At 42.1% G+C, this 15,241-nt stretch carries 16 protein-coding genes and 1 pseudogene; 10 read left to right on the plus strand and 7 right to left on the minus strand.

Annotated features, from left to right (window positions below; translation table 11 throughout):
• Positions 1-172: 172 nt before the first annotated feature.
• Entirely contained in the window at positions 173-316 is a 144-nt protein-coding gene (locus tag AC4MBN_RS00455) for a hypothetical protein (RefSeq protein ID WP_419365460.1), read from the minus strand.
• A gap of 240 nt (positions 317-556) precedes the next feature.
• On the opposite strand from AC4MBN_RS00455, the gene AC4MBN_RS00460 reads away from it, so the two are divergent.
• From AC4MBN_RS00460 to dsbD, 4 genes are all read left to right on the plus strand, one after another.
• Positions 557-925 (plus strand): HPF/RaiA family ribosome-associated protein, encoded by a 369-nt coding sequence (locus AC4MBN_RS00460; RefSeq protein WP_005232722.1) that lies wholly within the window; start codon positions 557-559, stop codon positions 923-925.
• A 128-nt stretch (positions 926-1,053) separates the two neighbouring features.
• On the plus strand, positions 1,054-1,596 hold the full coding sequence (locus tag AC4MBN_RS00465) for an ankyrin repeat domain-containing protein (RefSeq protein WP_004781453.1): 543 nt from the start codon (positions 1,054-1,056) through the stop codon (positions 1,594-1,596).
• A gap of 24 nt (positions 1,597-1,620) precedes the next feature.
• The gene (locus tag AC4MBN_RS00470) at positions 1,621-2,388 is read left to right on the plus strand and encodes a transporter (protein ID WP_419374877.1); all 768 of its coding nucleotides are present in this window, start codon (positions 1,621-1,623) and stop codon (positions 2,386-2,388) included.
• 17 nt (positions 2,389-2,405) lie between these two features.
• Positions 2,406-4,250 carry a protein-disulfide reductase DsbD gene (dsbD, locus tag AC4MBN_RS00475; RefSeq protein ID WP_491880470.1) on the plus strand — a complete coding sequence of 615 codons (1,845 nt, stop codon included), beginning with the start codon at positions 2,406-2,408 and terminating at the stop codon, positions 4,248-4,250.
• Between the two features lie 58 nt (positions 4,251-4,308).
• On the opposite strand, the gene AC4MBN_RS00480 is transcribed toward dsbD, so the two are convergent.
• Positions 4,309-5,499 (minus strand): GGDEF domain-containing protein, encoded by a 1,191-nt coding sequence (locus AC4MBN_RS00480; RefSeq protein WP_159124196.1) that lies wholly within the window; start codon positions 5,497-5,499, stop codon positions 4,309-4,311.
• A 264-nt stretch (positions 5,500-5,763) separates the two neighbouring features.
• Here AC4MBN_RS00480 and AC4MBN_RS00485 point away from each other — a divergent pair.
• Positions 5,764-6,340 (plus strand): annotated as a pseudogene (locus AC4MBN_RS00485) (FMN-dependent NADH-azoreductase).
• Positions 6,341-6,412: 72 nt separating this feature from the next.
• Here AC4MBN_RS00485 and AC4MBN_RS00490 read toward each other — a convergent pair.
• Positions 6,413-7,324, minus strand: a complete 912-nt coding sequence (locus AC4MBN_RS00490) for an alpha/beta hydrolase (RefSeq protein WP_491880471.1) — start codon at positions 7,322-7,324, stop codon at positions 6,413-6,415.
• A gap of 155 nt (positions 7,325-7,479) precedes the next feature.
• Between AC4MBN_RS00490 and AC4MBN_RS00495 the strand changes: the two genes are divergently transcribed.
• Complete coding sequence (locus tag AC4MBN_RS00495) at positions 7,480-7,917, plus strand: DUF2147 domain-containing protein (RefSeq protein ID WP_004781465.1); 438 nt, start codon at positions 7,480-7,482, stop codon at positions 7,915-7,917.
• An 87-nt stretch (positions 7,918-8,004) separates the two neighbouring features.
• On the opposite strand, the gene AC4MBN_RS00500 is transcribed toward AC4MBN_RS00495, so the two are convergent.
• Together AC4MBN_RS00500 and AC4MBN_RS00505 are read right to left on the minus strand one after the other, a co-directional pair.
• Complete coding sequence (locus AC4MBN_RS00500) at positions 8,005-8,355, minus strand: Spx/MgsR family RNA polymerase-binding regulatory protein (RefSeq protein ID WP_491880472.1); 351 nt, start codon at positions 8,353-8,355, stop codon at positions 8,005-8,007.
• A 468-nt stretch (positions 8,356-8,823) separates the two neighbouring features.
• Complete coding sequence (locus tag AC4MBN_RS00505; RefSeq protein ID WP_491880930.1) at positions 8,824-9,642, minus strand: exodeoxyribonuclease III; 819 nt, start codon at positions 9,640-9,642, stop codon at positions 8,824-8,826.
• Positions 9,643-9,683: 41 nt separating this feature from the next.
• On the opposite strand from AC4MBN_RS00505, the gene pyrE reads away from it, so the two are divergent.
• Together pyrE and AC4MBN_RS00515 are read left to right on the plus strand one after the other, a co-directional pair.
• Positions 9,684-10,334 (plus strand): orotate phosphoribosyltransferase, encoded by a 651-nt coding sequence (gene pyrE, locus AC4MBN_RS00510; RefSeq protein ID WP_125279724.1) that lies wholly within the window; start codon positions 9,684-9,686, stop codon positions 10,332-10,334.
• A gap of 425 nt (positions 10,335-10,759) precedes the next feature.
• On the plus strand, positions 10,760-11,071 hold the full coding sequence (locus tag AC4MBN_RS00515) for a hypothetical protein (protein WP_159124191.1): 312 nt from the start codon (positions 10,760-10,762) through the stop codon (positions 11,069-11,071).
• A 141-nt stretch (positions 11,072-11,212) separates the two neighbouring features.
• Here the strand turns inward: AC4MBN_RS00515 and AC4MBN_RS00520 are convergent, their stop codons facing one another.
• Positions 11,213-11,407 carry a DUF3565 domain-containing protein gene (locus AC4MBN_RS00520; RefSeq protein ID WP_286740185.1) on the minus strand — a complete coding sequence of 65 codons (195 nt, stop codon included), beginning with the start codon at positions 11,405-11,407 and terminating at the stop codon, positions 11,213-11,215.
• A gap of 130 nt (positions 11,408-11,537) precedes the next feature.
• Between AC4MBN_RS00520 and gshB the strand changes: the two genes are divergently transcribed.
• Positions 11,538-12,485, plus strand: a complete 948-nt coding sequence (gshB, locus tag AC4MBN_RS00525; protein ID WP_419365468.1) for a glutathione synthase — start codon at positions 11,538-11,540, stop codon at positions 12,483-12,485.
• A 38-nt stretch (positions 12,486-12,523) separates the two neighbouring features.
• Here the strand turns inward: gshB and AC4MBN_RS00530 are convergent, their stop codons facing one another.
• Positions 12,524-13,726 carry an MFS transporter gene (locus AC4MBN_RS00530; protein ID WP_491880473.1) on the minus strand — a complete coding sequence of 401 codons (1,203 nt, stop codon included), beginning with the start codon at positions 13,724-13,726 and terminating at the stop codon, positions 12,524-12,526.
• Between the two features lie 410 nt (positions 13,727-14,136).
• Here AC4MBN_RS00530 and murG point away from each other — a divergent pair, with 410 nt between their 5' ends.
• Positions 14,137-15,234: an undecaprenyldiphospho-muramoylpentapeptide beta-N-acetylglucosaminyltransferase gene (murG, locus tag AC4MBN_RS00535; RefSeq protein ID WP_484459761.1), complete on the plus strand. Its 1,098-nt coding sequence runs from the start codon at positions 14,137-14,139 to the stop codon at positions 15,232-15,234.
• Positions 15,235-15,241: the final 7 nt, after the last annotated feature.

Raw genomic sequence — 15,241 nt, forward strand, 5'->3', positions numbered from 1 at the left:
AGCAGCTTAAGGATACAGATTAATAAGTAAAAATAAAGTCAAAATTGATCGCTGACAGAAATATTTCATCGTCTTGAGCTGATGATAATTTGAGATATGGGGAGAAGAAGGTTTATAGGATTTTTAAAGCGAGTTAAATTTTTATATTTAAATTAATTTTAAGAATAGAGACTCAATTTTGAAGCTGATTAAAGTAAAGACATAGATCTTCTATGAACAGGGCAAAGACTGCTTTAATTTTGGGAAGGTCATGTGAATAGTATTTCGATTGTTCTAAATCTGGAAGGTCAATCACGATCCGGTAAGCAGTTGTCACGAACGGTTGTCCTTTTGCTAAAAAAATCAAAATATCACTTGCATATTTTCAATAGAGGACCGATATTCGAAGTATAGGAACACGGTTCTGCAGACTCAAAAATGTGTTCATCATTCAATCTGGAGGGTTTTATCCAAAGCGATTTGAAGATGTGAAATGCAATATAAAACAGCAAGCTATACACGTGCCAAGATAAAAATTCTGCACTAAAAAGTTAAAATGATTTGAGGATGGTATTTTATGAACATTGAACTCCGTACCGATAAAAACATTCGCAATAGTGATCGTCTAATTACTTACGTTCGTACCGAATTAAATCAGGAATTCCAGCGCCACAGTGAGCGTATAACCCATTTCTCAGTGCATCTTAGCGATGAAAATGCCGCCAAAGGAGGCGATGACGATATTCGCTGCATGATCGAAGCACGTCCTGCCGGCTTGAAGCCAATTGTCGTGAACCATCATGGTCATAATGTTGATACTGCGATTCATGGAGCCATTGACCGTTTAAAACGCAGTCTGGAACATGTGATTGAGAAAAAAGATAACGTACGTAGCACTCCGCTAAAACTTGCGGAAGAAGATACAGGTACAGATCTAGAACAATAAATAATCCGCAGATGAAAAAGGCCCTACGGGGCTTTTTTCAATTTTAGATAAAATAAACGAATGAGAACAAAACAAATCCCGCTTTATTCGGCATAATAGTGAAAAACGAATTTGAAGTGAGCTCCATCATGTTAACTGCGCAACAACAGCTTTTTGTGCAAGCACTCGAAGAACTTAATCTGGGTCAGGTCAAACAGCTTTTGGCAGATGGACTTAACCCGAATTTTATTGATCTGGAAAAAGGCCCAGTTATTTCCATCTGGTCAGATGGCCTGTTCAAATGGTGGGAAGAAGTCTGCGAAGCTTATGAAGCGGGTAGTCCCTTAACTGCTGAAGAAAAACAGCAACGTCTAGACGTACATTTACAGATTCTGGAAGCGCTGATCCAGGCCAAAGTGAATTTGCATCTTTGGGATGCTGAAGAAGTTTATGGCCCGCTTTGGGATGCGGCCAGTGCAGCCTGTGTACCTGCAGTGCAGCGCCTATTAGAAGAAAAAGTCAATCCAAACAGTAAGGATGAAGAAGGTTTAACCATCCTGTCATCGATTAGTGATTTATTCTTTGATTGTGATTTTGATGAAATTAACTGGGCAGAAGCACTGGAAGAAGAAAAACAGACCCTAGAATTATTGCGTAGTCATGGCGCAAAAATGACCAAGGAATTACATTAAATTTTAAGAAAGAGCTCCAGCAAGATGAAGACAACTTTAAGAATATTGGGTTTGATGGCACTGACGGGTGTCAGTGCACAGCTTTGTGCAGCGGTAGAGTTTGACCGACCAGGTGAAGGTCTGGGCACCAGTACAGTTCCAGTGGGTCAGTTAGCTTGGGAACAGGGTTTACCGAGTTTCTCTTATAGCGAAGCGACTGTGGATGGAAGCAAGCTGAAACAAACCACTTTAAATGCCGACGTCTTGTTGCGTACCGGTTTGACTGATGATCTGGAATTACGTTTAGGCTGGGCCGGTCCGGCTTGGTCACAAACCAAGTTCAATGGTCAGACTGAAGAGGATGACGGTCTAGGCGATGTCAGTATTGGCCTGAAAAAAGCCATTGATCTGGATGATGAAAAACTCAGTATGGCGCTGATGGCTGAAGCCATTATTGCCACAGGTAATGCTAATTTTAGCAATGAAGAAGATATTTATAGCCTGAGCTCAGCAGTTGCTTATCAATATAATGATTTAGTGAATACTGCACTGACCATGCGTTACGAATGGCAAGATAGCAACTGGGCGATTACTGCAATTCCAGCTTTAAGCTATCAGATTGCTGATCGCTGGTCAGGTTATTCGGAACTGATTTATCGTAAAGCTGAAAGTCAGGATAATGAATATGCGCTAGGCACTGGTGTCATGTATGCATTGAATGATCAGGTACAGCTTGATGCCAGTGTTGGGGTGGATCTAGAAGGTCAGAATAAAGGTTACTTCTCAGGCTTGGGCGTATCGTTCCTGTTCTAAGCTGCTCTTATTTCGATATGACCAAAGCACTACAGTTTAAGATCGGGAGAAAAGTATTTTCTCCAGTCTTATTGGGCACAGTGTTGCTTAGCAATATTGCTCAGGCAGAAGCGCCTTTGCTTTCGCCTGAGCAGGCTTTTCCTCTGAGTATTAGTTCAGTCACTCAGCAACAGGCTGAACTTAGCTGGGAAATTCCGCAAAACTATTATCTTTATCAGCATAAGGTAGAGCTAAAGCAGGGAAGTCAGCCGATGACCTTGCAATTGCCACCTGCTGAAGATCTATATGATGAAAACTATGGTCATACCCAGGTTTATTATCAGCAATTAAAAGTTCAGATTCCGACACAGGCGGGTCAAACTTATCAGGTCAGCTGGCAAGGCTGTGCCAAAGATCGGCTTTGTTACCCACCCCAAACCATTGAATTCAAGACTGACTTATCCGGTCTGGTGCAATATGAATCTACTGGCTCGGGTAATAAACGGTTACTGGATCTAAGTAGCTCTTCCTCACAGCACAACCGGATTCTGGCAAACTCTGCTGATGATCTAGAATCAGGAAATACAGACAGCAAAATCGTCGAAGTCATTTCTACACGATCCAACAGCGACTCGGCACAAGACCAGCAATGGTCTACACGTCTAGCTGGAAGTTCGCTGGCTTATGGATTACTGTTATTTTTCGGCTTGGGCATTTTGCTGGCATTTACGCCATGCTCTTTGCCGATGCTGCCAATTCTGACTTCACTGATTGTTCGTGATAGCAAAGGCATCAAGGCTTGGATGATTGCCCTAAGCTTTGTAAGCAGTATGGCCGCAGTCTATGCGGTACTGGGCTTGATCGCATCTTCAGCCGGACTCAACTTTCAACGCTGGTTACAGCAACCTGCCACCCTGATGGCATTTAGTGCATTATTTGTGGTATTTGCCCTCAACCTGTTTGGCCTGTTTGAAATTAAAATGCCACAGCGTCTGACGCAGCGTCTGGATCGGGTTCAGGCGATGCAGCAAGGAGGAACTCTAGTTAGCGCTGCGGTCATGGGATCTGTTTCTGCCTTATTGGTCGGGCCTTGTATGACGGCACCATTAGCTGGTGCATTACTGTTTATTTCCCAGACCCAGAACCAATGGCAAGGCGCAGTGCTGCTGTTTACTTTAGGTTTCGGTATGGGTACCCCGTTGCTGCTGGCCAGTATTATGGGGGCACGCATCCTACCTCGAGCCGGGCACTGGATGAATCAGGTAAAAGTACTCTTTGCTTTCATCATGCTGGCTTTGGCCTTGTATTTTATTCGTCCGCTGATTTCAGAAGCTGCATTGCAGTGGCTGTCGCTAGGGTTGGGCTTAAGCTTTGTTGCTTATGTTCTGGCACGATTATTCTGGAAAAATACCGGACTGCGCTGGCTTTATATCATCTGTTTGGCTATCGCTGTGCCTTATATTACATATAGTCAATATCAGCATAGTCAGCGCTTTTTTATTGAAAATGCCCAACAACAGGCGAGTTGGCATATAGCAAAAACAGCCACTGAATTTGAACAATTACTGGCTACAGTACCGAAAGGGCAGAAGGTCATTGTGGATGTCTATGCTGATTGGTGTGTGGCCTGTCAGCCGATTGAACATAAAGTATTAAAGGCAGCTGTTGTCCAGCAGGCCTTAGTCCCTTATTTTCTGATCAAGCTGGATCTTAGTCAGTATGATGCTACGCATCAGACCCTGCTTAACCGATGGGAAATTCTGGGACCACCGACCTATTTATTTCTCGATACTCAGCAGCAGGAGATTCGCAGCTTACGTTTGACAGGTGCATTTAGTGAAGCAGAATTATTGGCACAACTACAGCTTTTAGAGCAGCTCTAACATTCACTTTAAAGCTTTTCGGGTACGCGCTTTAAAGTGAATAAGACTGATGAAAATATCAGGCTGGTTGAACTTTTAGAGGTTCCAGATAAGATTTCACCTGATTCCGTCCACCGGCTTTGGCCTGATAAAGGGCCTGATCGGCTTGGCTCAGAAGTTGCTGCGGGCGTAATTCAGGTTTTGAAATAGCAATGCCAAAGCTGGCAGTCACTGGGATCAATTGTCCTTCATCACTAAAAATCTGTAGCTGCTGGATCGCGCTTCGGCAACGCTCTGCAACCTGCTGAGCTTTTTCCAGGCTGGAATTATTCAGGACCAGAATAAATTCCTCACCGCCGAACCGTCCCACCACATCACTTTCACGCAGTTGCTGGTTCAGTACCGCACTGACTTGTACCAGTGTTTCATCGCCCTTGTGATGTCCATAGTAATCATTGATCTTTTTGAAATGATCCAGATCCAGCAGCACCAGTGCATAGTTAAAAGTCGCAGTACTATTTAACTGATCCAGACATTGATTAATGCTACGGCGGTTAAACAGATTGGTCAGAGGATCAATCTGGCTGAGATGGTTGATTAGCTGTTCGCGATAACGCCATTGACTGAGTAAAATCTCAAATAAAATCATGCAGACAGCAAGAATTGGCAGGATAAAATACAGCATTGATAATAGCCAGAAGCTATTATGGAAAAACTGGTCCTGAATATTAAAGAGTGGCGAATAAGGCAGTTGCTGGTTAAAACTTAGATAGGCGCAAGTTACCAGAAACAGTGAGGCTGGAATCAGCATGCTATAGACCAGCCTCCGGTGAAACAGGACCAGTCCTACCGTCATCAGGCAAACATAGGCAATTGTGGCTACCGGACTGATCACGCCTACGATATACGCATCCCGACACAGGGACACCACAAAGATACCCACTGCCAGATAGGGAAAATATCGTTCTATCAGCGCATTACCCTGAAATTTATAACAGGGATAAATCAGAAGAACCAGCGCCAGTAAAAATAGGCCATTCATGTGAACTTGTGAACGAACGACGTCAATATGGACATGCTGCCAGTATTGCGGATGTGACAGGACAAAAAGATCCCAACTTAGCCAGCTGATATGTATGCCACAGCCAAGTGCCAGCATCAGGATACACTTTTTCAAAATCCCCCAGTTCATCACTACTTCATCTTCGATCAGATATTTCTTGAGTCGATGATTCTGGAATTTTTGTAATACTGCTGACATTCGCTTCATACAACAGGTCTGACCTTTATTGTTATTGCTAAGTTTTTAAAAGATGGAAAAATATTGCTTTAATTATTTACAGAAATATAACATACAATTAATTCATTGATAATCAGTAATATTTATCAAAAATTAAAAAAAAGGAGAAAAATTAAGCTGGAAATTTATTGTTCTAAATACGCAATGAAGTGTTTTATTTAAACCCATTATTTCATGATTTAAAATTTATTAAGCTATGTCCATTCCCGAACAATGAACGGACCAGATTAAGCAATGAAAATTTTACAGATTGATTCCAGTATTTTAGGCGATGCCTCTATTTCCCGTCAGTTGACTCAAGCTATTGTGGGACAGCTTCAACAGAAACATGGTGAGGCAGTTGAGCTTGAATATCTGGACTTGGCTGCACAGCCGATTCCACATTTAACTGCCGAAATTTTGATGGGTCAAAATCTTGAGCAGGCGGCTTTAGGAGAACAGATTTTACAGCAGTACTTACAGGCGGATATCGTGGTGGTTGGGGCCGCTATGTATAACTTCGGTCTACCTTCTACCTTCTACCTTAAAAGCCTGGATTGACCGCATTAGTGTGGCAGGGCGTACTTTTAAATATACAGAAAATGGCCCAGTGGGTCTGGCAGGTGAAAAGAAAGTCTATATTGCCAGTAGCCGCGGTGGTGTTTATGGCGAACAAAGCCCAGTCGATTTCCAGGAAGCTTTCCTGAAAACTGTGTTTAACTTTACTGGCGTAACTGATGTGCACGTAATTCGCGCTGAAGGCGTCAATATGGGTGATGTAGCGAAACAGCAGGCAATTGAAACTGCGATGGCGCAGGTAAGCCAGATCTAAAATTCGATAGAAAATGAATGAACAAAAAAAGGTCAGCAATCGCTGATCTTTTTTATGGCTTCTTTTAAATTTCTAGTCTTGATCCAGACGATGAGCAAATTCTGAAAGATCCGCCAGCGCTTGTCGGGCCTCTTCAAACCAGGCACTAAACATCTGAAAATTATGCCACATGCCGGTATATATCTTGAATTCAACCTCGACACCAGCCTGTTCCGCTTTTTCCTTGAAGCGTGTGGCATCATCCAGCAGAATTTCTTTAGATCCCACCTGTATATGCATCGGTGGCAAACCACTGAGATCGGCAAAAAATGGGGAAATTTCCGGATCGCCACGATCCATTGCACTCGGTACATAATACTGAATCCCGGTTTTCAGGGTTTCAATCGAAAGCAGGGCATCATGTTTCTGATTATAGCGTAGTGATTCACTGGTCAGGGTCAGATCAAGGAAAGGGGAAAGTAGAATCAGTCCACTCACCTGTGGCAGACCTTCCTGCTGTAATTTGAGTGCCAATGCCAATGCCAGATTAGCACCACACGAATCTCCGGACAGAATAATATCCTTGGCCTGAATGCCCTGATCTAATAACAGGTTATAGACATCAAAAACAGCTTCCAAAGGTTCAGGATAAGCAGATTCAGGTGCCAGAGGATAATCAATATGCAGTACCTGCATCTGGGTGCGAGCGGCAATCTGGGTCATAAAGGCACGATGGGTATTTAAGGAACCGAGATAAAAAGCACCGCCATGAATATGGAAAATCAGCTGGCTGGATTCCTGCTGTGGTTTGATTTCCTCGGCATGTACACCCGCCAGTCGGAGCGAACGGATTTGTACAGACTTATCTTGCGGAAAGATCTTGCACATCTGCTCCAGTGCGACCCGTAAGGAGCTTGGAGGAAGATTGAACCGACTAGGCGCGCGGATGGTCGCTTTTAAAAGACTTTCTGTAATTAATTGTTTCGTCACGGGGCTCATCTTCATCTTCTTTCCATCTTTTTCTGCTTTTATTGATTATGTGGATTATTTACCAACAATATTTACAAGGTTACACTAAATAGTCACAGGTAAAAATTGCAAAAATGTTGTGACTTTTTAATACTACATCGGTCTATCTCAGACTAGGGAAATGAAGAAAAATGAAAAAAATTACGCTAATGTTAGGACTACTCGGCTTATCTGCGCTGGCCAATGCTGCAGATCCTTTAAATGGTACCGTTTGGAAAACGATTGACGACGAAACCAAACAACCAAAGGCTATAGTAAAATTTACTGAGCAAAAAAATGGGACATTATCTGCAAGCATCCAATCAGTATTAACACCGGGTGAAGAAAATGCTTGTACAAAATGTGAAGGTCCGTATCACAATAAATCGCTGAAAGGTTTAACGATTGTGAAAGGCCTGAAAAATACAGGCGGAACCAGCTATGACAGTGGTTCGATCCTAGATCCAAAATCTGGTAAAACTTATAAGCTGAAAGGCAACCTGACAGATGGCGGCAAGAAGCTTGAGCTGCGCGGTTATATCGGTGTATCTGCTTTAGGTCGTAACCAGACCTGGATTCGCGCCAAATAATGGATCATGACCGTTCTCTAAAAACTACCATAAAAAGAGCCTGACCTCTGTCAGGCTTTTTTTATTCTTCCAGCTCACCTGGAATGATCAGTCTTTTAGCTTCCGATAAGTGGCTTCGTCAAAACCAGCGATGAAACCAGTTGCAGTCTTTAATACCGGACGTTTGATTAAGCTAGTATGAGTAGTTAAGGCAGTAATCAGATTATCTTCACTGGCCAGCGCATTTTCCTGCTCTTCTGCAGTAAGTTTACGCCAGGTAGTGCCTTTCTTATTCAGCACCACATCTTGACCTAAAGCATCCAGCCAGGTTTTAACCGTATCCGCATCAATCCCCTGTTTTTTATAATCATGAAATTCGTAAGTTAATCCCAGTTCATCAAGTAAATCAAAAGCTTTTTTCATTGAATTGCAGTTTTTAATGCCATAAATCTTGAGCATGCTCGCTGTATCCCCAACAGTTTATTTATTGATGGCTTAGCTTAGCTGAATTTATGCCGATCGCCTATGTGCTTTCAAGAGGCTTGTTTTTAAGCAATATTTAAAAGACATATCATCCGATTGACATCGTTTAAGATCAGAAGGGGTATTAAAAAGTAAGTGGTGAAGTTTAAGAATAAGAAAAAATGAAGGTACTAAAATGAGAAAACCCGCATCTAATCATCCTGATTATGCGGGTCTCAATACAACGTCCGTTGTCACATCCATGAAAAACAAGCTAAATCTGATAGTTTGTTTTATTTTCTTCCTACGGCGTCCTGTCCTTATAGTGTCATCCTGACATATCCCTGTGCCGTGTGAGTATCATGCGCTGTTCGGACTGGAAGATAAACCTGAAAATACGTCATGTAGTGTAGGTAATAAACCTTAATTGAGTGAACATTTGTTCACTCAATCTTTAGGGCGGTTTTAGATTTTATAGTCAATAATCACGGGTGCATGGTCACTAAACCATTCATCTTTATAGACCCAGGCATTTACAGTACGGTCTTTCCAGTCCGGTGAGCAAGCCTGATAGTCAATCCGCCAGCCCACGTTCTTGGCGCGGGCTTGACCACGATTTGACCACCAGGAATACAGTTCGGCTTCTTTACGGACTTCACGGAATGTGTCGACATAACCCAGCTCATCATAAATATGATCTAACCAGGCACGTTCATGCGGCAAGCAGCCCGATGCTTTCTTGTTACCGGACCAGTTTTTAATATCGATACGTTTATGCACGATATTGTAATCACCACAGACAATGATGGATTTGTCTTCATCGCGCCATTGTTTCAGGATCTTTTTATACTCTTCCAGAAAGTGATCTTTACGTGCCTGCGCTTCATCGCCCGAAGAACCTGAAGGTAAATACAGGGAACAGATATGTGCTGTTTTTTCCAGACCCAAGTCAAATTCTGCCGAGATAAAGCGGCCTTGAGAATCAGCCAGTTCAAAACCCAGACCATCGGTAATGGAAACAAATGGCAGGCGGCTGTAAATCGCTGTGCCCGCATAACCTGGGCGCTCGGCAGGGAACAGGTGGGTATACCAGCCTTTAGGCTTGAATTTGTCAGTCCACTGCGCATGGGTAATCCGGCTTTCCTGCATGCAGATCACATCGGCATCAGACTGTTCGATCCACTCTAGCAAGCCCTTGCTGACAGAGGAACGTAAACCGTTGACATTAATTGAAACGACACGAAGAATTTTTTGATCACCTGGATAGCTACTCTTTGGTATCATGCGCAAGTCTTACCCTTAATTAATGGATTTAGGAGCACCTCATGTCAACGCCAGCTCAGTTTAACCCGCAAGCTTTTATCGAACTCGCATTATCACGTGGTGTGCTTAAATTTGGTGAGTTTACTTTAAAATCAGGACGTGTGAGTCCTTATTTTTTTAATGCTGGCTTGCTCAATGATGGTGAAGCCTTGTCACTACTGGCTTCTGGCTATGCTGCAAAATTAACTGAATGTGACAATGTTGAAGTGATTTTTGGACCAGCTTACAAAGGTATTCCTTTTGTGGCGGCTACAGCAGTGGCGCTGTCTCAAAATCATGGCGTCAGCGTGCCATGGGGTTTTAACCGTAAAGAAGCCAAAGATCACGGTGAAGGTGGTGTGCTGGTAGGTGCTTCAGTGGAAGGGAAAAAAGTCTGGATTATTGATGATGTGATCACCGCCGGTACTGCCATTCGTGAAGTAGTCACCATCCTGAAAAATGCCGGTGCGCAAATTGCAGGTGTACTGGTTGCTCTTGATCGTCAGGAAAAAGGCCAAGGTGAATTATCTGCTATTCAGGAAGTACAAAAAGAACTGGAAATTCCAGTACATGCACTAATTACCATGAAAGATTTAATGAATTACCTAGATGCAAAAGGCGATAGCGAAGCATTGGCGAAAATGGAAGCTTATCGTGTGAAATACGGAATCTAAAACCTGATTCACCAGATAAAAAGTAAAGCCTTAGTAATCTAAGGCTTTACTTTTTATGGGAAGAAAGATTCTGTTCAGGCGACTGTATTTAAAAGAAATATAAATAATAAGATAGAAATTCTGATCTGGATAAACTTTAAATTTGATAAGTTATATTATCTTCTTCAAAATTAAATTTTATATAAATATTCTTCTCAATATATAAATCTTGATCAAAATTATTTTATCTAAAAAGAAAAATATTTTTAAAAGAAACTCATTAAAGAATGAATTACCCCCCCCATAAAGTCCCTTTACAAATAAAATGAATAAGGTAGTTATGGTCATTGTTTACAAATTGTAATCTGCCTATATTAAAATAAACATTACGTAATTAATTATAAGAATTTCATAATTTTAATTGATTTAAAATAAGAGTACTAGGAATGGATTACTGGAACAGTGTTTTATTTATATCGATTATAACGGTGGTAGGTTTAGCCATTATTGTCATGCTGGTAGGCTACAAGATGTGGAAAAACTTGGTGGTGACTTTACTGATCTCTACAACGATTGGCTTTCTGATTATATGTACTATTAACTTTATCTTTGGGGAAAATCTGAATTTGCCCTGGATTCCTGATCAGAGCTGGCATCATAAGATCACTTTGGAAATTGCTCTGATGAGCTTACTGATTGGCGGGGTCAGTACCTTTATTATTATGCTGGGAACCATGATTTCGAAAAATAATCGTTAAATCATAAAATTAGATGTATTTAGTTGAAAGATAATGCATTTATAAGCCAGGTATTATTATTTTTATTCAGGTTTTAATCAATTTTCTAAACGAGATAAAATACTCAGGGTGAGTATATATACTGATTTGATTTAGAAGATATTAATCCTCGTGTATTTCACATTTTTTGCAGTCCAATAAGACGCCCAGTTTTTCTTTACGGCCTTGTTCGGTCATGACCCAAGGACGGTTTTGCCAAGGGGGATTATGCCGCACATGCTGACCATGACCACAGGCCAGTTCAGCGACCCAATGATTTTCTTCATCCAGATGAAAGCCGACAATTGCCTGCTGCATGATAAATGCTCTTGTTGATTAAAGTATTTAAGCATTTATACAAAATTAGTCATGCAAAATCACCATAAACAAAAGAAACTGCACAGGCTATACTCCTTGCTAATGTATTTTTAAGAAAGAGCACAGAGACATGCGCGTACTTGTTGTGATGGATCCCATCGAAAATGTAAACCTGAAAAAAGATTCAACCATGGCCATGTTATGGGCAGCTGCACGCCGTGGACATGAACTGGGTTATGCATTACAGCAAGATTTATATATCGATCAAGGGAAGGCCTTTGGTCTGATCTCGCCTTTGCAGGTATTTGAAGACTATAACCATTACTACGAACTGGGTGAAAAGAAAAAAGAATCGGTTGCAGCTTATGATGTGGTGCTGATGCGTAAAGATCCGCCATTCGACATGAACTTTGTCTATACCACTTATATTCTGGAACAGGCAGAACGGGAAGGGGCATGGATTATTAACAAACCGCAAAGTCTGCGTGACTGCAATGAAAAGCTGTTTGCTACTCAGTTCCCGCATCTGCAAGTTCCGACTTTGGTAACGTCGCAACAAAGCCTGATCCGTGAATTTTTAAAAGAGCATGTCGATGTCATTGTAAAACCATTGGATGGTATGGGCGGCACCGGAATTTTCCGTCTCTATCAGGATGGTATCAATATTGGCTCAACCATTGAAATTCTGACCAACAATGGTAACCAGCCGATTATGGCACAGCGTTATATTCCTGAAATTGTAGAAGGGGATAAGCGTATCCTGATGATCAATGGCGAACCCGTGCCGTATTGTCTGGCTCGTATTCCGCAAAATGGTGAAGTGCGTGGCAATCTGGCGGCAGGCGGTTTAGGTCAAGCACGTCCATTAACTGAGAATGATAGAGCCATTGCAGCGCAAGTAGGTCCTTATCTCAGAGAAAAAGGTCTGGTATTTGTTGGTCTGGATGTGATTGGCAACTATGTCACTGAAATTAACGTCACCAGTCCAACCTGTATCCGTGAAATTGATACCCAGTTTGGTACCTCCATTGCAGATGATCTGTTTGATGTACTGGAAGCCGGTCTGGATCAAGCCTAAGCTTTCAATAATAAAAAGAGCCTCGTCTGAGGCTCTTTTTATTGGGCATAACGCTTGAATAAAAGCAAGGTCATTAAGATTCCTAATATAGAAAGGCTGGCGGTAACTGCCGCGATATAAGCCCAATTCTGTGTGGTCGAAACCAGTGCTGCGCTCAAAGGCGGTAAAAGAAACTGAGCACAGGCTGAAAGCTGTAAAACCAGACCCACACTGGCTGCTGCGGCATTGGCGCGCGGGGCATACTGCAAAGTAATGGCAAAAATGGTGGTCGGGATAATTCCACCAATCAGTGAAAACAGTACAGCACTTATAAACTGTAATTCGAACATGAGCCATGAACTGGCTGTAAAAGCCAAAAAGCTGCTACACAGCATGGTTATAAATCCGGTGTTGAATAGCGTCTTGGGTTTCCAGCCACGTTGTAACAACATACCTGCACCAAAAGTGCCGCCCAGATTAGCAAGTACCACGATTGAAACCAGAACGCCTGCAACTTTTAAATCAATGCCGTGTTCGACGTACATGCTGGGCAGGAACCCGGTCACGGTAATCCACTGACTGGTATAACAGGCAAAAATAATAGCTAAACACAGGATGGGAGGATGGGTAAGGGTGACTTTGATAATCTGCCAGAATGAAGTATTTGACGGTACTGGTTGAGTCGTCCTGTTGGGTGCACATGCCGCTGAATCTATTTGTAGATATCGTTTAATGATGCCTGCAATAATCAAGCATAGACTGCCGAGAATGGCCCAAATATTTTGCCAGTTCAGGTATTCGAGTAAAACAGGAATACTAAAAACAGCAACACTGACACCCACGCCCATATAGGAACTCCAGAGTCCCATTTTAAAATTCAGTGTTTCAGGCCGACTGATCCGTTTTAAAATTGCAGGCGCACACAAGGAAATAGTTAAAAATCCAATCCCTTCGGTAAAGCGGAAGAAATATAAGGCTGTGGCATGCTGAATCCAGAGGCCAGCTATACTGCTTAGTCCTAAAATGATTAATGCCAAAATCAGGCAGCGCTTTAAACCCACTTTTTCCGAAAAAGCACCAATACAAAGGGCAAATAGCATCCCGGCTCCTTGTACTAAAGACAGGGAAAACCCGGCTTGTGTAAAACTTAAGCCTAAATCCTGTTGCAGAATGGGAATAACAGCAGATAGTTTACCGACATGCATGGCAGCCAGATAACCGGCTAAAATAATCCATAGATCACGTATTGATATTTTTGACATCTATAATGCTTGAGTCCATTTAAGGAATATGCAGATCAATTTGAAAAAAATTATATAGATATAGGGATAACATAAAATTTTATTCAGATTTATATGATTTAGGCATAAGTTAATAGGATGAATTAAATGGAAAAATAGCCAGTAATTAGTGAAAAATGTATAGATTTAGCAAGTAGGTATAAAAAGATTAAATGAAAAATATTCAAAAATTATGCTTATATTTCACTTAAGTCTAAGGAAAAATGCAGACCTTATAATAAAACTAGTTTAAACTTCAAATTAGTATGAAAAAAACAATGAAACGCTTGTTGAAATAAGGTAAATAAACTTTCAAGGCTAAGCGTTTGTGATTACAATTGATGACTTAAATTAGACCTCCTGTTTCATTTTTTAAATTGAAGAATTAGACCGTGACCGACGCTCAGCAAAAACAGCCTAAACATGTCATGATGATGGCCGCAGGTACGGGTGGACATGTGTTTCCAGCGTTAGCCGTTGCAAAAGATTTACAACAACAAGGAATTGAAGTGTCTTGGTTGGCAACGCCAGCCGGCATGGAAAACCGATTATTAAAAAACCATAATATTCCAATTTATCAAATCGATATTCAAGGTGTGCGTGGCAATGGTTTTGTGCGTAAAGCCTTGGCACCCTTTAAAATTTTAAAAGCTACTCTTAGTGCCATGAAGCATATGAAACAGCTCAAAGTCGAAGCTGTTGCAGGCTTTGGCGGTTATGTGGCAGGGCCGGGTGGTCTGGCAGCGCGGATCCTGGGTATTCCTGTGATTATTCACGAACAGAATGCAGTTGCGGGTTTTACTAATACCCAATTGTCACGGGTCGCTAAAACGGTATGTCAGGCTTTTCCTAATACTTTCCCAGCACAAGATAAAGTGGTGACCACCGGTAATCCGGTACGTAAAGAAATTACAGAAATTTTAAATCCGTCCTGGCGTTATCAGGAGCGGGAAAAAGCTGGCCAGCCGTTACGAATTCTGATTGTTGGCGGTTCACTTGGGGCCCAGGCTTTAAATGAACGTGTGCCGGAAGCCTTGAAACAGTTGAATGTGCCGTTAAATGTTTATCACCAGTGTGGTCAAAATCATGCTGAAGCAACGCGCGCACGTTATGCAGACAAACCAGCCTCTTTGCAGGTTGAAGTTCAGCCTTTCATTGAAAATATGGCTCAAGCTTATAGCGATGCCGATCTGGTCATTTGCCGTGCCGGTGCACTGACGGTTACTGAAATTGCAACTGCCGGTGTAGCCGCGATTTTTGTACCGCTACCAAGTGCAGTTGATGACCACCAAACTGCGAATGCCAAATTCCTGGCCAATCAGCAGGCAGCCAAAATCTGCCCGCAGGCTACTTTGACGCCAGACAGTTTAAAAGCCTTATTAGAGCCGATGCTTGACCGTCAGGTGTTGATGGAAATGGCGGTAAAAGCACGCCGTCAGGCTCAACCCGATGCGACCCAGCATGTGGTCCGTTTAATTCAAGAATTGTAATCCGAGT

The organism is Acinetobacter sp. CAU_H_60, assembly GCF_058599385.1.